This window comes from Rhodococcus sp. HNM0569 (assembly GCF_012726205.1).
Lineage (GTDB): Bacteria > Actinomycetota > Actinomycetes > Mycobacteriales > Mycobacteriaceae > Rhodococcus_F.
This window is the reverse complement of record NZ_JAASAE010000002.1, coordinates 404612-420991: the sequence shown is the minus strand read 5'-3', so window position 1 is coordinate 420991 and position 16380 is coordinate 404612. Positions and strand designations below refer to the sequence as shown.

Here is a 16380-nt window from a genome sequence, read left to right as displayed (position 1 = left end):
GCCCGATCCTAGCCGTCCCGATCAGCCGAGCACGCGCGCGATCAGCTCCCGTGCCTCGTCCTGGACCTGCGCGAGATGCTCGGGTCCCTCGAAGGACTCGGCATAGATCTTGTAGACGTCCTCGGTGCCGGACGGGCGCGCCGCGAACCACGCGTTCTCGGTGCTCACCTTCAGCCCGCCGATCGGTGCACCATTGCCCGGCGCGGTCGTCAGCGTCGAGGTCACCGGATCGCCCGCGAGCCGGTCGGCGTGCACCTGCTCGGGCGAGAGCTTCGCGAGCAGCGCCTTCTGCTCGCGCGTCGCAGGCGCGTCGATACGCGCGTACGCCGGGTCGCCGTACCGCTCGGTGAGCTCGGTGTAGTGCTCGGACGGCGTCCTCCCGGTGACGGCGAGGATCTCCGACGCGAGCAGCGCCATGATGAGCCCGTCCTTGTCGGTACTCCACGGCCCACCGTGCCTGCGCAGGAACGACGCCCCCGCACTTTCCTCGCCGCCGAACCCGAGCGACCCGTCGAGCAGGCCGGGAACGAACCACTTGAAACCGACCGGAACCTCGTAGAGCGTGCGGTCGATGCCCGCGGCGACGCGGTCGATCATCGACGAGCTGACGACCGTCTTGCCGACCCCTGCGGATGCGCCCCATCCGTCGCGACGGCCGAAGAGGTAGTCGACCGCGACCACGAGGTAGTGGTTCGGATTCATCAGCCCACCGTCGGGCGTGACGATGCCGTGTCGGTCGGCGTCGGCGTCGTTACCCGTCGCGAGGTCGAACCGGTCCTTGTTGTCGATCAGCGACGCCATCGCGTACGGCGACGAACAGTCCATGCGGATCTTGCCGTCCCAGTCGAGTGTCATGAACCGCCAGGTCGCGTCGACGAGCGGGTTGACCACTGTGAGGTCGAGCCGGTGGGTCTCCGCGATCGCGGCCCAGTAGTCCACGCTCGCGCCGCCGAGTGGGTCTGCGCCGATGCGCACCCCGGCATTGCGGATCGCTTCGAGGTCGACGACGTCCGGCAGGTCGTCGACGTAGTAGCGCAGGAAGTCGTACCGTTCGGTGCGGCGCAGTGCCTGCTCGAAGGGCACCCGCCGCACGCCGCGCAGGTCGTGCCGGACGAGGTCGTTGGCCCGCTTCGCGATCCACGCCGTCGCGTCGGTGTCGGCAGGCCCGCCGTGCGGCGGGTTGTACTTGAAGCCGCCGTCGCGCGGCGGGTTGTGCGACGGCGTGACGACGATGCCGTCGGCCTGGGACTCCGGACCGCTGCTGTTGTAGCGCAGGATCGCGTGGCTGACCGCGGGGGTCGGGGTGTAGCCGTCCCGCGAGTCGATCAGCACCGTGACGTCGTTCGCAGCGAGCACCTCGATCGCGCTGACCCACGCCGGTTCGGACAAGCCGTGCGTGTCGCGGCCGAGGAACAGCGGGCCGTCGACATGCTGGTGTCTGCGGTATTCGGCGATCGCCTGCGTGATCGCGAGGATGTGGGTCTCGTTGAATGCGGTGTCCAGGCTCGACCCGCGGTGGCCCGACGTGCCGAACGACACCTGCTGACGCGGGTCGTCCGGGTCCGGCACGCGCGTGTAGTAGGCGGTGACCAGACCGGGCAGATCGACCAGGTCCTCCGGGCGAGCGGGTTGCCCGGCGCGTTCGTGAACCACGGCACCTCCCTGTTCTGGGCGCCGACCGGTTCGGCGCACGCGTGCCATTCTTCCCCTCCCCGCGCGCGGGCGCCGGATTCCCGGGCAAGCCCGACACGAGCGCAAGAAAAAGGCCGGGCCGCGAGTCTCGGTGACTCGCGGCCCGGCCTTTCCGTGGAGCTGCCGGGAATTGAACCCGGGTCCTGCGGCATCTTGCCAGGGCTTCTCCGTGTGCAGTTCGCTATGCCTCTACTCGGACCTCCCGATCTCGCGAACAAGTCGAGATGACGGTCCCAGTCGCTGTGAGTTGTCCCGTACGACTCCGCGACCGAGCCGGACGGTAAAGCCCTCTAGCTGATGCCAGGGACCGGGTCGAGGGCGAACCCGGGCTGACAGACACGCAGTCGCTTAGGCAGCGAGTGCGTAGTCGCGCTGATTGGAATCGGCGCTTATAGGTTGCAGCGACGCTTACGGTGGTCTCTTGCCTGCACCGACACGCTTCCCCTGTCTCAACGTACGCAGTCGAAACCGTTCAGCCCCGTACGTGCCCCACGTCCTTCATGGGGCCACCCACTGTAACGCGCCCTCCCGACAATTTCATCCCGCTTTTTCTGCACGACGCGTTCCCGACGACCGCCGGGCCTCCTCGACGGCCGCGTCGGTGTCCTCCTCGACCAGATCGAAGTTCAGCATCGCCGCCGCGCGGTAGCCGGCCGCCGCACTCACGATCACCTGCGCGGAGGGATCCACGACGTTCCCTGCCGCGTAGACGCCCGGGACCGACGTCGCGAAGGTCATCGAGTCGACCTTCACGAACGGGCCGAACGGGGTGCCCCGAGTCTCGGCGCCGAGCGCGGTGAGCACCGCGTCGTTGGGCTCCGCCCGGAGCATCGCGCCGACGAACACGGACTCGGCCGGGTACCGCTCCCCCGACGCGAGGACGACACCCGTCACGGCGTCGCCCGCCTGCTCGAGCCGCTCGACGGGACCGGCGACGACGTCGACGCCACGTGCCGCGAGCCGCTCCGCCGACACCTCGTCGGGGTCGTCACCGCTATGGATGAACAGCGTGACGTCCTCGGACCACTGCCGCAGGAGCAGCGCCTGGTGGACGCCGCGCGCCGTATCGGTCGACAGCACCGCGATCGCGGAACCGCGCACCTCGTAGCCGTGGCAGTACGGGCAGTGCGCGACTCCGCGGCCCCACTGCTCCGCGACACCCGCGATCTCGCTGTCGAAGGCGTCGACCAGGCCGGTCGCGACCAGCACGCGCCGTGCACGCACCATCGCCCCGTCGCGCAGCCGCACGTCGAACGCGGGCCCGCAGTCCGCACTCTCGCCCACCTGCTCGACGCTGTCCACCGCCGCGTCCAGGAACCGTGCTCCCACTGCGCGCGCTTGCGCCCGCCCGGCATCGAGGAACTCCGCCGGACTGGTGGCGTCCCGCGTGAGGTAGCCGTGAATGTGTGTCGCGGGGGCATTGCGTGGCGCACCGTTGTCGATCACGACGACGCTGCGCAGCGCCTCACCGAGGACGAGGGCCGCGCTGAGTCCGGCCGCACCGCCGCCGAGTACCGCGACATCCACGCGGTCTACCGAGGGGTCGATTCGTTCGTTGTCCGTCATACCTCGACAGTGCCGCCGAGCGAAGGAATCGGCAAGTACAATTGCTGTTACGGCAAACGGAGGTGGGGTGGATGAACGACCCGGATTCGACGGCGGCGATCGCCACGGTGGGCGCGCGCCTGCGGGCGCTGCGGGGCGAACGCGATCTCACCCTCGCGGTCCTCGCCCAGCAGACCGGCATCTCGGTGAGCACGCTGTCGCGCCTGGAGTCGGGTCGCCGCAAGGCGACCCTCGAGCTGTTGCTGCCCGTGGCGTCCGCCCTCGGCGTGTCACTCGACGACCTGGTCCGCTCGGAGCCACAGGATCCCCGGGTGCGGCAGGTGCCGCAGAAGATCGGCAGCCACACGTCGATCCCCCTCACCCGCCAGCCCGGCAACCTGCAGGCGTACAAGCTGATCGTCGAACCCACCGACGATCCGGTGACGCAGAAGACGCACGAGGGCTACGAGTGGTTCTACGTGCTCTCGGGCAAGATCCGCCTGCGCCTGGGTGACCGCGAGACCGTGCTGCGGGCCGGCGAGGCCGCCGAATTCGACACCCGCGTGCCGCACTGGTTCGGCGCCGTCGACGGCCCGGCCGAGCTACTGAGCCTGTTCGGCAAGCAAGGTGAACGCATCCACCTGCGTGCCCGTACCGGCCGCTGAGCGCTCGGTCAGGCGACGGAGATCATCGCCACCGCGGCGAGCGCGAGCAGCATGCCCGCCTGTTGCGAGCGACCGACCCGCTCGCCCAGCATGACCATCGCGAGCAGGACCGTGGCGGCCGGATACAGAGCGCCGATCACACTCACGAGCGAGAGCATGCCGCCGTGGAATGCGTACATCATCGCGGCATTGGCGACGACGTCGAGGACACTCACGTAGATCGCGAGCCGCAGCGGCATCCCGCGCGGCGGGGCGAACTGGTGCGCGGCGAGCGCGACGGCCCACACGACGAGCGTGGCGAACGCCCGCTGGAGCGCGAGCGGCCACAGCCCACCGTCGTCGCCGATCTGGTGCAGCGACACGAAGGTGAGCGCGAAGGCGACGCCCGAACCGAACGTGAGCAGAGCGACCTTCTTGGTGAACCTCAGGGTGCGCGCACTGACCTCGGCGGTCGCATCGTCGGGTGACTCGCGGCTGACCAGGACGACCGCGACGAGCGCGACGACGATCCCGATGTACGCGACCGGCCCCGGCCGTTCGCCGAGCGCGAGGCCCACCACCACCGGCAGGCCCGCGACGATGACGGCGGTGAGCGGCGACACGACCGCCATCGGACCTTCGGCGAGCGCGAGATAGAACCACCACACCGCGACACCGCCGGCGAGACCCGACGCGGCGCCCCACGCCATGCCTGCTGGTGTGATCGTGCCGCCGACGAACGGTGCGAGCGCGAGCACGATGAGCAGCGAGAGCGGGTAGGAGACGAGGACGACCCGCAGCGCCGCGACGCGGCGGGAGGCGACGCCCCCGACGAAATCGCTCACGCCGTACCCGACGGCTGCGACGAGAGCGAGCAGAACGCTCAGCGCATGCCCTTGATGCGCCGGCCGAGTTCACGCGTGACCTCGCGTTCGGCGGTGCGTCGCGCGATGTCCTGGCGCTTGTCGTAGTCCTGCTTGCCCTTGGCGAGCGCGAGTTCGACCTTGACCTTGCCGTCGGAGAAGTACATCGACAGCGGCACGAGCGTCTGGTTGCCCTCGCGGGACTTGCCGACGAGGTGCTCGATCTCGCGCTTGTGCAGCAGCAACTTCCGGTTCCGCCGGGGCGTGTGGTTGGTCCACGAGCCCTGCGTGTACTCGGGAATGTGCAGGCCGCGCAGCCACACTTCGCCGTCGTCGACGGTGGCGAACGCGTCGACGAGCGACGCCTTGCCTTCGCGGAGGCTCTTGACCTCGGTGCCGACGAGCGCGATGCCCGCCTCGTAGGTGTCGAGGATCGTGTAGTTGTGACGCGCCTTGCGGTTGGTCGCGATGACCTTCCGGCCCTTTTCCTTCACTGTGCGGGCCTTTCAGTCCGTCGTGCCGTGTGTTCGTCCCGTGTGCAGGGACATGTCCGAGTCTAGAGGTGCAGGCAAGTCGTTTTTACTCGCGCACGTAGAGGCGCAGCGTGATGTACGCGGTGGCCGCGGCCATACCGACACCGACCAGCAGCAGGATCGGCGACACGAACAGGACGTCGGCGTTCGTGATCCGCGCCACGATGTTCGCGTCGTACACGTCGGCGAGCACGTCGTCGACGAACAGACTCTTCGCCGTGAACAGGCCCGCGATCGCGAGCACACCACCCACGACGGCCGCGACCACCGCCTCGAGCAGGAACGGCAACTGCGTGTACCAGCGCGTGGCGCCGACGAGCCGCATGATGCTGACCTCGGTGCGACGGGTGAACGCGGCGATCTGCACGGTGTTCGCGATGAGCAGGATCGCCGCGATCGCCTGCACCGTCGCGATCGCGAACGCCGCATTGCGCACTCCGTCGAGGACGCTGAACAACCGGTCGACGAGATCGCGCTGGTTGAGGACGCTCTCGACGCCGGGCCGCGAGCCGAACTCCTGCTCGATCGTGCCGAACCGCTCCGGATCACTGAGCTTGACCTTGAACGACGCCGGGAAGCTCTCGGGGCTCACGAGCGACGCCAGCTCCGGCTGGTCCTTGAACACACGTTCCGTCGCGTCGCGTACCGCGTCGTCGCGGTTGAGGTACTGCACCGACACGACCGACGACGTGTCCTCGAGGTCGCTCCGCAAGGATTTGCAGATGTCCTGCTCGCACGCCGGGTCGCCGGACGAGATGTCGTCGGTCAGGAACAGCTGCACCTCGACGCGGTCGAGGAAGATCTGCTGCGTCTTGCCGGCCATCTGCACGACGAGGAGGCCGCCGCCGAACAGGCCGAGCGAGATCGCGGTGGTGAGGATCATCGCGACCGTCATGGTCACATTGCGGCGAAGGCCGGTGAGAACCTCGCTGAACAGGAAGCTGGCGCGCATCGGTGGTTGGCGTTCCTTCGGCGTCGGCCCCGGGAGAGGCGGGGCGTGCGGATGGGGCGGGCTGGCTCGGCGTCAGCGACCGACGCCGTACACGCCCCTGGACTCGTCGCGCACGACCCGGCCGAGGTCGAGTTCGACCACGCGACGGCGCATCGAGTCGACGATGTGGTGGTCGTGGGTCGCCATCACGACGGTCGTTCCGGTGCGATTGATCCGCTCGAGCAGCATCATGATGTCCTGGCTCGTCTCGGGATCGAGGTTGCCGGTGGGCTCGTCGCACAGCAGCACGAGCGGTCGGTTGACGAAGGCTCTCGCGATCGCGACACGCTGCTGCTCGCCACCGGACAACTCGTGCGGCAACCGGTCCGCCTTGCCGGCGAGCCCCACCATCTCGAGCACCTCGGGAACGGTGCGTTCGATGACGGTGCGCGGCTTGCCGATCACTTCGAGCGCGAACGCGACGTTCTCGCTGACGGTCTTCTTCGCGAGCAGCCGGAAATCCTGGAACACGACGCCCATCGACTGGCGCAGCTTGGGCACGCGCCGCGAGGCCAGCTTGTTGACGTGGAACCTGCTGATGTGGATGTCGCCCGACGTGGGCGATTCCTCCTTCAGGAGCAGGCGCATGAACGTCGACTTGCCGGAACCCGACGGGCCGATCAGGAACACGAACTCGCCCTTGTCGACCTCGACCGACACGTCCGACAGCGCGGGCCGGGTGGAGGCCTTGTACGACTTCGACAGGTGCTCGACGCTGATCACGGTGCCCCAGTGTAGCCATCACACGCGGTCCCGCCGTACGTGCGAAGGGCGCGTCTACTGCGTGGGCGACTCGCTGACCGCGCCGCCCGAACCGTTGGTGCCCTCGGTACCACCCGACTCGTCGGTGGTGGCCTCCTGCTGCGGCAGGAAGAACGGCGGGATCAGCCCGCCTCGCGTGGTGGTCGTGGTGGTGACGTCGCCACCCTCGCCGCTTCCGGGTATCCGGATGCCGCTCGACGTGGACGGCGAGGGCCCGGTCGTGGTGGTAGTCGTGGGATAGGTCTCGGTGGTGGTCGGCTCGGTGGTCGCGGGCGGCGGGACCGTCGTGGTGGTCGCGGGGGGAGGCGCGACGTCGGACACCGGCTGCGGCCCCTGCACGCTGCCCTCCTCGGACGGGTTGAAGTGCCCGTTGAGCAGGTACAGGCCGATCCACAGCACGCACAGCGCGAGAGTGGTGGTGCGCACCTTGCCACCGAACAGTCGCGGCGGGATCTTCACTCGTGCGAACACGCCTCGGCGCCGGCCCGCGTCCGCCTTCTCGGCAACGGGCATCTCGCCGGTCGTCACCCTGGGTATCTCACCGCTGCGGGGCGCATGCCTGGGCGCCCGGTCGCCGGGCCTGTGCTCGTCACTCATTCGAGGTTTCCTGCGGCTTGTCGGTCTGCATCTCGGGCGACACCACGATGCCCTGCCTGCGCATCGCCGTCGCGATCCGCACGCGCAGCGCGCGCCCCACCTGGAACTGCTTGCCGGGCAGGGTCCGCGCGACGACCCGCACGCTGGTCTCGTCGACGGCGAGTTTCTCGATGCCCATCACGGTGGGCTCGTCGAGCAGCAACCGCTTGAGCGAGCGGTCGGCGTACGCGTCGACGCCCACCTGGTGCAGTACCTCGTTGACGCGGTTGAGGTCGGCGCTCGCCGGGACCGGCACGTCGATGACCGCGCGTGCCCAGTCCTTGGACAGGTTGACAGCTTTGACGATCTGTCCGTTCGGGACCGTGATGACCTCGCCGTCGGAGTTGCGCATCCGCGTGACGCGGAGCGTGACGTCCTCGACGACGCCCTCCGCGTCGTCGGTCGAACCGACGATCGCGATACGGACCGTGTCGCCGAAGCCGTACTGCCGCTCGGTGATGATGAAGAATCCGGCGAGGATGTCCTGCACGACGCGCTGCGCGCCGAAGCCGAGCGCGGCACCGACGACCGTCGCGGGCGCGACGAGGCTGGCGATCGGCAGACTCAGGATGTCGACGACGCGCAGCGTGACCACGATCCACACCAGGGTGATGACCACCCACGTGATGACCTGCGCGACCGAATGGCGATGCTTCGCCGCCTCGGAGCGCACCAGCGCGTCGCCGTGCCGGAATTGCGCGTCGATCCGGTCGGTGATCTTCAGACCGCCCCAGCTGACGAATCGGACCACGATGAACCCACCGGTGACGACGAGCGCGATCGGCAGCGCGACATGCTGCAGCCACGCCGACAGGTCGTCGAGCGGATTGAAGTTCACCCTGCCCTCCTGGCCGTTCTCCGGGCTACTGTTTCTGACTTTCGCGCATCCGCCAGCGGATGCCCGACTCGATGAAGCCGTCGATGTCGCCGTCGAGCACCGCCGACGGGTTGTTCACCTCGTACTCGGTGCGCAGGTCCTTGACCATCTGGTACGGATGCAGGACGTAGGAGCGCATCTGGTTGCCCCACGAGTTGCCGCCGTCACCCTTGAGCGCATCCATCTCGGCGCGTTCTTCCTGGCGCTTGCGTTCGAGGAGCTTGGCCTGCAGCACGCGCATCGCGGCCACCTTGTTCTGCAACTGCGACTTCTCGTTCTGGCACGTGACGACGATGCCGGTGGGGACGTGCGTGAGGCGCACCGCGGAGTCGGTGGTGTTGACCGACTGACCGCCCGGGCCCGACGACCGGTACACGTCGACACGCACGTCGTTCTCGTCGATGTCGATGTGGTCGGTGGTCTCGACCACGGGCAGCACCTCGACCTCGGCGAAGGACGTCTGCCGCCTGCCTTGGTTGTCGAACGGGCTGATCCGGACGAGCCGGTGGGTGCCCATCTCGACCGAGAGCGTGCCGTAGGTGTAGGGCGCCTTCACGGCGAAGGTGGCGCTCTTGATGCCGGCTTCTTCTGCGTACGAGGTGTCGTAGACCTCGACACCGTAGCCGCGCTTCTCGGCCCAGCGGATGTACATGCGCATCAGCATCTCGGCCCAGTCGGCGGCGTCGACGCCGCCCGCACCGGAACGAATGTTGACGAGCGCGTCGCGCTGGTCGTACTCGCCCGACAGCATCGTCTTGACTTCCATCGCCTCGATGTCGGCCCGCAGCGACGCCCGTTCGGCGTCGGCGTCGGCGAGCGCTTCGCTCGTGCCGTCCTCTTCCGCGAGCTCGTAGAGCGTCGGCAGGTCGTCGAGGCGCTGACGCAGTTCCTCCGCGCGCCGCAACTCGGACTGCGCGTGCGACAGCTCGCTCGTGACCCGCTGCGCGTGCTCCTGGTCGTCCCACAGCGTCGGGTCCGCGGCCTGGTGCTCGAGTTCGTCGATGCGGCGACGCAACTCGTCGATGTCGAGCACGGATTCGACCGTGCGCAACGTGGTGTCGAGCTCGTTGAGGTCTGCGGAAACGTCGGGATGCACGGCTCCCTAGGCTACCTGTCCCACGACCGGCGGCTCGGACGGTGCGGCCCTGGCGGTGCACGCGGCGCACGACCGGCTAGCGTTTTCGGTCATGGCGACCGACCACTCCGACGACCTGACGCTCGCACTGGGCCTCGCCGACCGCGCGGACGCGATCACCCGCGACCGGTTCGGCGCGCTCGACCTGCACGTCGACGCGAAGCCGGACCTCACGCCGGTCTCCGACGCGGACCTCGCCGTCGAACGCGCGCTGCGCGAGCACCTCGCAGCAGCACGCCCGGGCGACTCCGTGCTCGGCGAGGAGTTCGGCGGCGACGCGGTGTTCGAAGGACGCCAGTGGGTGATCGATCCGATCGACGGCACCAAGAACTTCGTGCGCGGCGTCCCGGTGTGGGCGACGCTCGTCGCGCTGTTGGTCGACGGCGAACCCGTCGTCGGCGTCGTGAGCGCCCCCGCCCTCGCACGCCGCTGGTGGGCGTCGGCGGGCAGTGGCGCGTGGACGACCTTCTCGCAGGAGGCTCCTCGTCGCACCTCGGTGTCTGGGGTCTCGGACGTGTCGTCGGCGTCGCTGTCCTTCTCGAGCCTGTCCGGCTGGCGGGACGTGGGTGTGCGCGACGCATTCGTCGCGCTCACCGACGACGTGTGGCGGGTGCGGGGTTTCGGGGACTTCTTCTCGTACTGCCTGGTCGCGGAGGGCGCGGTCGACGTCGCCGCCGAGCCCGAGGTGTCGCTGTGGGACCTCGCGCCGCTCGACATCCTGGTGCGCGAGGCGGGCGGCCACTTCACCGACCGGGCGGGCCGCCCGGGTCCGCACGGTGGCAGCGCCGTCGCGTCGAACGGCCTGCTGCACGCCGACGTACTCCGCGCGCTCGGTACCGCGCGGTGAACGAGCCGGGCTCGCCCGTCCCGGGCGCGTCGGATCCGGCACGCACCGACGCGACGGTGTCGAGTCGTCACGACCGGAGCGCGTTCGTCGCGATCGGCGTCGCGGTACTCGCGGTCGTGGTGACGATCGCGACCGTGGGTGTCCTCGCGCTCCGCGGCCTGCCAACGGATGGGCTCCTGGACACGATCGACGGTGCGCCCGTCGCCGCACCGGACGCGGTCGCCGACGCACCGGCCCCGGAGGGCGACGCGGAGGTTCCGAGCGATCCACTCCCCGCGGGCGATCCCGTCCTCCGCGACCTGCCCGCCGGCCCGTTGTTCGGCCCGGCGTGGACGGACGACGACGACACGTACACCATGACGTTCGACGGATGGCCTTTCGCGTTCCGCACCGCCGGGGACGTCAACTGCTTCGCGGGCAGCCTCGACGAACTCCCCGATGCTCGCGGGTGGCCGTGTCGCGCGCCCGGCGGCGCGGAGCGCGTCGCCCTCGTCCTGCAGAAGTGCCCCACCGACTGCTCGGCGCCGCTGCCGTCCGACTTCGGGCCGCCGTGGCTCGACGATCCCGCTGCCGCGCTGCGTCCCGACGACCGCACGGCCTACACCGAGAACTCGTCCGACGAGCGCGGCCGGTACGCGGTCGACCTCGTGCGGTTCGTCGCGGGCACCCCGGGCGGTGCACCGGAATACCGGCTCGGCGTGTACGCCTACGCCCCGGCCGACGACGCCGACCGCATCCGCAGGACACTCACCGACATCGTGACCCAGACCGGCTGACGCAGATTCTCCGCGTCAGCCGCGCTGACCTGCACGGCAGGCGGAACTTACTCCATAGTAGACACCCACCTTACTGCTGAGTAAGGTAGCTCACGTCCCCGCCCGTACACCGAGAACAGCTGGTGATGATGAGCAAGCACGACGCCCCCGAGCACGAGGCCCCCAGCAGGCGCGCACCGCGCGACACCTCCGCAGTCGGACTGAACCCGGTCAAGCGCGACGCGATGGGTGTCGCGATGCGTGTGCTGACCAGGATCACCGGATCCGACCTGGCCGAGAAGTACAACCTGCGCCAGACCATCGACCGCGTCACCTACGAGAGCACCAAGACCGGTTTCAAGACGCTCGGCGCCGCGACACGCGGATTCAAGAAGGTTTCGGGCGGCGGAGCGCCGAAGCGACTGCCGGACAGCACCACCAAGAACGCCGACTACTTCGACCTCACGCCGTCCGACGACCAGCAGATGATCGTGGAGACGGTGCGCGAGTTCGCCGCCGAGATCCTGCGGCCCGCAGCGCACGACGCCGACGAGGCCGCCGCGTCGCCCGCCGACCTCGGCAAGCGCGCCGCCGAACTCGGCATCACGCTCATCAACGTCCCCGAAGAACTCGACGGCGCGGCCGACGAGCGCGGGGCCGTCACCAACTCTCTCGTCGCGGAGGCGCTCGCCCACGGCGACATGGGCCTCGCACTTCCGATCCTGGCACCGAGCGGCGTCGCGGTCGCGCTCACCCAGTGGGGCAGCGACGCACAGCAGAAGACCTACCTGCCTGCGTTCACGGGCGAGCAGGTGCCGGGCGCGGCCGTCGTCGTCAACGAGCCGCACGCTCTGTTCGACCCGTTCGCGTTGCGCACCAAGGCCACCCGCTCCCCCAGCGGCTTCACACTCAACGGCGTCAAGAGCCTCGTGCCCGCCGCTGCGTCGTCGGAACTGTTCGTCGTCGCCGCCGAGCTCGACGGCAAGCCGTCGTTGTTCCTGGTCGAGTCCGACGCCAAGGGCCTGGTCGTCGAGGCCGACCCGAGCATGGGTCTTCGTGCCGCAGGCATCGGACGTCTCGAGCTCACCGACGTCGCGATCCCCGAGTCCGCGCTGCTCGGCGAGTCCCCCGACACGCGAGTGGCCGACTACGCCGACGCGATCCGCCTCGCACGTCTCGGCTGGGCGTCGCTCGCCGCGGGCACGTCGCAGGCCGTGCTCGACTACGTGATCCCCTACGCCAACGAGCGGGAGGCGTTCGGCGAGCCGATCAGCCACCGGCAGGCGGTCGCGTTCATGGTTGCCAACATCGGCATCGAACTCGAAGGCCTGCGCCTGGTGACCCTGCGCGGCGCGTCGCGGGCCGAGCAGGGCAAGTCGTTCGCCCGCGAGGCCGCGCTCGCCAAGAAGCTCGCGACCGACAAGGGAATGCAGATCGGCCTCGACGGCGTGCAACTGCTCGGCGGCCACGGGTTCACCAAGGAGCACCCCGTCGAACGCTGGTACCGCGACCTGCGCGCGGTCGGTGTCGGCGAGGGCATCGTCCTGATCTGAGCGGCCTGAATCGACTGAAGGAACACACATTCCATGTACAACCTCGAACTCCCCAAGAAGCTCAAGGCCTCTGCCAATCAGGCCCACCAGGTGGCCGCCCAGATCTTCCGGCCGATCTCGCGCAAGTACGACCTCGCCGAGCACGAGTACCCCGTCGAGCTCGACACGATGGCGGCGATGGTCGAGGGCCTCAACGACTCCGGCGGCGACATCGGCGGCGCGAGCGGCGGTCGCTCGGGCTCCAAGACCGAGATCATCGGAAATGCCAACGGTGGCAACATGTCTGCATTGCTCAACGCGCTCGAGACGTCGTGGGGCGATGTCGGCCTGATGTTGTCGATTCCCTATCAGGGCCTCGGCAATGCCGCGATCGCCGCGGTCGCGACCGACGACCAGCTCGAGCGCTTCGGCAAGGTGTGGGCGTCGATGGCGATCACCGAGCCCTCCTTCGGATCCGACTCCGCCGCCGTCACCACGACTGCCGAACTCGTGGGCGACGAGTGGATCCTCAACGGCGAGAAGATCTTCGTCACCGCAGGTGAGCGTTCCACCCACATCGTGGTGTGGGCGACCGTCGACAAGACGAAGGGCCGCGCCGCGATCAAGTCGTTCGTCGTGCCGCGCGACGCCCCGGGACTGAGTGTGGCTCGGCTCGAGCACAAGCTCGGCATCAAGGCCTCGGACACCGCCGTGCTCGTGTTCGACAACTGCCGTATCCCGAAGGACAACATCCTCGGCAGCGCCGAGGTCGACGTCAAAAAGGGCTTCGGCGGCGTCATGCAGACCTTCGACAACACGCGCCCGCTCGTCGCCGCGATGGCGATCGGCGTCGGCCGCGCGGCGCTCGAAGAACTGCGCGGCATCCTCGCCGACGCGGGCGTCGAGGTGTCCTACGACATCCCGCCGATGAGCCAGCATGCGGCCGCGGCCGAGTTCCTGCGCATGGAGGCGGACTGGGAAGCCGCATACCTGCTGGCACTACGCGCGGCGTGGATGGCGGACAACAAGAAGCCCAACTCGCTCGAGGCGTCGATGTCGAAGGCGAAGGCAGGCCGTACCGGCACCGACGTGACGCTCAAGGCCGTCGAACTCGCGGGCACGCTCGGCTACTCGCAGCACACGCTGCTCGAGAAGTGGAGCCGCGACAGCAAGATCCTCGACATCTTCGAGGGCACGCAACAGATCCAGCAGCTGATCGTCGCCCGTCGACTGCTGGGCAAGACGTCCGCCGAACTCAAGTGACGCGCACGGCCGGGTGAACCGTCCGGCCGAGAGCACCGGGGCCCCTGCACGCACTCGCGTGCAGGGGCCCCGTCGATTTCGTCCGATGGGTGGGCCGAGCGCTCGCGCTCAGCAGCGCCCGTCGGCAGCCGCAGCGGCCGCGGTGGTCGTCGCTGCGATCTGCTCGGGTGTCCAGTCCGCCCACTCGGGCGTGGCCTGCACGCTCGCGAGATAGGCATCCGCCGTCTTGTCGCCCGCACCTGCGAGCCATGCTGTCGCGTCCGCGCACGCCTGCACGTACAGGGGGCTCGCCGGATCTGCGTCGATGCCCCTGACCGCGGTGGTGAGCCCGGCGGCGTCGGTCTGGTAGGTGACGGCGTCGTCGGCCGGCTCGGGGATCGCGGTCGGTACGGCGGTCGACGAATCGGCGTCCGCCGACGCATCGGTCGATTCACTTCCGCACGCGCCGAGAGCGAGCGAGCAGAACAGGGCAGCGGTGACCGCGAGCGTCTTCTTCACGCTGTGCTTCCTACCAGAACGAACCCGCACGTGCGCCGCGTCCGTCACGCTGCAGGGCCCGCACCCGCACCCCCTTGCCCACCGCCGCACATCGCGTACGCTGAACGTGACGTACCTCACAAATCGGAAGGGGTGCTCGATGCCCACAGTCCTGACGAAGACGACGGACGCGCTCGGCGCCGTGCGGGTCATGATCCGATCCGGCCTGGTGCCCTTCCCGCGACTGGACCGGGGAATCGCGTCACTCGCAGGGGTGGCAAGATTCGGTCCGTTCGCCGGTCCCGTGCACGCACACGCGCGCACCGAACCCCGCACTCCCGCACTCGTCGACGAACTCGGCACACTCGACTACGGCACCCTGGACGCGTCGGCCAACGCCCTCGCACGCGCGTGGCACACCGCGGGCATCACCGCCGAGCACACCGCGGCCGTTCTGTGCCGCAATCATCGCTGGCTCGTCGTCACGATGCTCGCGTCCGCGAAGAACGGCAATCGGCTCGTCCTCATGAACACCGGCTTCGGTGCGCCCCAGCTTGCCGGCGTCGCGACGCGAGAAGGCGTACACGCGTTCGTGTTCGACGACGAATTCGCTCCGCTCGCCGACGCACTCGACCCGTCGGTCGCCCGCTACCGCGCCTGGGTCGACGACCCCGCTGCCGAGACCACGGCGCCGACACTCGCGGACACGATCGCCCGCACGGACGACTCCGACGTCAGCCCGCCCGACACCCCTGGCGGTTTCGTGCTCCTCACGAGCGGGACGACAGGCACCCCCAAGGGCGCGCCACGCGGGCGCACGTCACCGCTCGCGTCGGCGCAGTTCCTCGATCGCGTACCGCTACGCCGCGGTCAGCGAATGATGATGGCGGCACCCGCTTTTCACGGCACCGGCGTCTCACAGCTCGCGATCGCCCTCGCGCTCGGCCAGTGCGTCGTCACCGCACGGCGTTTCGACCCCGAGAACACCGTCGCACTCGTCGCCGAACACGCATGCGACGCCCTCGTGGTGGTGCCGACGATGTTGCAGCGCATCGTCGATCTCGGCCCGGACGTCCTGTCGCGGTACGACACATCACACCTGTCGATCGTCTTCGCTGCAGGCTCCCCCATCTCACCCGATCTGTCGGCGCGGACCGCACGCGCATTCGGCCCGGTGCTCTACAACCTGTACGGGTCGACCGAGGTGGCGGTCGCCACCGTCGCCACACCCGGCGAACTCGCGGAAGCCCCCGGCACTGCGGGCCGGCCGCCGGTCACATGCCATGTCGCACTGTACGACGACGAGGGGCACCGCATCACCCAGCCAGGCGTCACGGGCCGCATCTTCGTCGCGAGCGGGCTGAGCTTCGAAGGCTATACCGACGGACGCGACAAGGAACGCCGCGACGGCCTGCTCTCGACGGGCGACGTCGGCCACTTCGATTCCCGCGGACTGCTGTTCGTCGACGGACGCGACGACGACATGATCGTCTCCGGCGGCGAGAACGTGTACCCACTCGAGGTCGAGAACTTGCTCGCCGACCACGAAGAGGTGATGGATGTCGCGGTGATCGGCGTCGAGGACCCCGAATTCGGGCACCGGCTGCGGGCTTTCGTGGTACCCACGGCGAATTCCGCACGCGATGCAGACGCTCTCCGCGCTCACGTCAAGGCCCGTCTGGCCCGGTACAAGGTGCCGCGCGATGTCGTGTTCGTGGACGAGCTGCCGAGGAACACGACGGGCAAGCTGCTGCGCCGTGCACTCACCGACCTCGAACCGGAACCACCCGCGGCATGAAGAAAGGCCCGGACCGAGGGTCCGGGCCTT

Annotated in this window: 16 protein-coding genes and 1 other RNA gene; 6 read left to right on the top strand and 11 right to left on the bottom strand. The window is 69.1% G+C overall.

Annotated features, from left to right (window positions below; all coding sequences use genetic code 11):
- Positions 1 to 21: 21 nt before the first annotated feature.
- The 3 genes from pgm to HCA44_RS04315 form a co-directional block, all read right to left on the bottom strand.
- Positions 22 to 1653, bottom strand: coding sequence for a phosphoglucomutase (alpha-D-glucose-1,6-bisphosphate-dependent) (gene pgm / locus HCA44_RS04325; RefSeq protein ID WP_169647274.1), 1632 nt, complete (start codon positions 1651 to 1653; stop codon positions 22 to 24).
- A 151-nt stretch (positions 1654 to 1804) separates the two neighbouring features.
- Positions 1805 to 2172: a transfer-messenger RNA gene (gene ssrA, locus HCA44_RS04320) on the bottom strand.
- A gap of 57 nt (positions 2173 to 2229) precedes the next feature.
- Complete coding sequence (locus HCA44_RS04315; protein WP_169647273.1) at positions 2230 to 3258, bottom strand: NAD(P)/FAD-dependent oxidoreductase; 1029 nt, start codon at positions 3256 to 3258, stop codon at positions 2230 to 2232.
- Positions 3259 to 3329: 71 nt separating this feature from the next.
- Here HCA44_RS04315 and HCA44_RS04310 point away from each other — a divergent pair, with 71 nt between their 5' ends.
- A complete protein-coding gene (locus tag HCA44_RS04310; RefSeq protein ID WP_169647272.1) occupies positions 3330 to 3902 on the top strand; it encodes an XRE family transcriptional regulator in 573 nt (190 codons plus the stop codon).
- 8 nt (positions 3903 to 3910) lie between these two features.
- Here the strand turns inward: HCA44_RS04310 and HCA44_RS04305 are convergent, their stop codons facing one another.
- From HCA44_RS04305 to prfB, 7 genes are all read right to left on the bottom strand, one after another.
- Positions 3911 to 4759, bottom strand: coding sequence for a DMT family transporter (locus HCA44_RS04305; protein WP_169647365.1), 849 nt, complete (start codon positions 4757 to 4759; stop codon positions 3911 to 3913).
- 5 nt (positions 4760 to 4764) lie between these two features.
- Positions 4765 to 5238: an SsrA-binding protein SmpB gene (gene smpB / locus HCA44_RS04300; protein WP_169647271.1), complete on the bottom strand. Its 474-nt coding sequence runs from the start codon at positions 5236 to 5238 to the stop codon at positions 4765 to 4767.
- An 85-nt stretch (positions 5239 to 5323) separates the two neighbouring features.
- On the bottom strand, positions 5324 to 6229 hold the full coding sequence (ftsX, locus tag HCA44_RS04295; RefSeq protein WP_169647270.1) for a permease-like cell division protein FtsX: 906 nt from the start codon (positions 6227 to 6229) through the stop codon (positions 5324 to 5326).
- A 72-nt stretch (positions 6230 to 6301) separates the two neighbouring features.
- Positions 6302 to 6991, bottom strand: a complete 690-nt coding sequence (gene ftsE, locus HCA44_RS04290) for a cell division ATP-binding protein FtsE (RefSeq protein WP_169647269.1) — start codon at positions 6989 to 6991, stop codon at positions 6302 to 6304.
- Between the two features lie 54 nt (positions 6992 to 7045).
- The gene (locus HCA44_RS04285) at positions 7046 to 7627 is read right to left on the bottom strand and encodes a hypothetical protein (RefSeq protein WP_169647268.1); all 582 of its coding nucleotides are present in this window, start codon (positions 7625 to 7627) and stop codon (positions 7046 to 7048) included.
- A complete protein-coding gene (locus HCA44_RS04280; RefSeq protein WP_206037732.1) occupies positions 7620 to 8480 on the bottom strand; it encodes a mechanosensitive ion channel family protein in 861 nt (286 codons plus the stop codon). Before HCA44_RS04280 ends, HCA44_RS04285 begins: the two co-directional genes overlap by 8 nt.
- A gap of 49 nt (positions 8481 to 8529) precedes the next feature.
- A complete protein-coding gene (gene prfB, locus HCA44_RS04275) occupies positions 8530 to 9639 on the bottom strand; it encodes a peptide chain release factor 2 (RefSeq protein ID WP_169647266.1) in 1110 nt (369 codons plus the stop codon).
- Between the two features lie 91 nt (positions 9640 to 9730).
- Between prfB and hisN the strand changes: the two genes are divergently transcribed.
- The 4 genes from hisN (at position 9731) to HCA44_RS04255 (ending at position 14075) form a co-directional block, all read left to right on the top strand.
- On the top strand, positions 9731 to 10525 hold the full coding sequence (gene hisN, locus HCA44_RS04270; RefSeq protein ID WP_169647265.1) for a histidinol-phosphatase: 795 nt from the start codon (positions 9731 to 9733) through the stop codon (positions 10523 to 10525).
- On the top strand, positions 10522 to 11301 hold the full coding sequence (locus HCA44_RS04265) for a hypothetical protein (protein WP_169647264.1): 780 nt from the start codon (positions 10522 to 10524) through the stop codon (positions 11299 to 11301). Before hisN ends, HCA44_RS04265 begins: the two co-directional genes overlap by 4 nt.
- Before the next feature lie 128 nt (positions 11302 to 11429).
- Positions 11430 to 12833, top strand: a complete 1404-nt coding sequence (locus HCA44_RS04260) for an acyl-CoA dehydrogenase family protein (protein ID WP_169647263.1) — start codon at positions 11430 to 11432, stop codon at positions 12831 to 12833.
- A 33-nt stretch (positions 12834 to 12866) separates the two neighbouring features.
- Entirely contained in the window at positions 12867 to 14075 is a 1209-nt protein-coding gene (locus HCA44_RS04255; protein ID WP_169647262.1) for an acyl-CoA dehydrogenase family protein, read from the top strand.
- A gap of 108 nt (positions 14076 to 14183) precedes the next feature.
- Here the strand turns inward: HCA44_RS04255 and lpqV are convergent, their stop codons facing one another.
- Positions 14184 to 14573 (bottom strand): lipoprotein LpqV, encoded by a 390-nt coding sequence (lpqV, locus tag HCA44_RS04250; protein ID WP_169647261.1) that lies wholly within the window; start codon positions 14571 to 14573, stop codon positions 14184 to 14186.
- Between the two features lie 139 nt (positions 14574 to 14712).
- Here lpqV and HCA44_RS04245 point away from each other — a divergent pair, with 139 nt between their 5' ends.
- The gene (locus HCA44_RS04245; protein WP_206037651.1) at positions 14713 to 16350 is read left to right on the top strand and encodes an acyl-CoA synthetase; all 1638 of its coding nucleotides are present in this window, start codon (positions 14713 to 14715) and stop codon (positions 16348 to 16350) included.
- Positions 16351 to 16380: the final 30 nt, after the last annotated feature.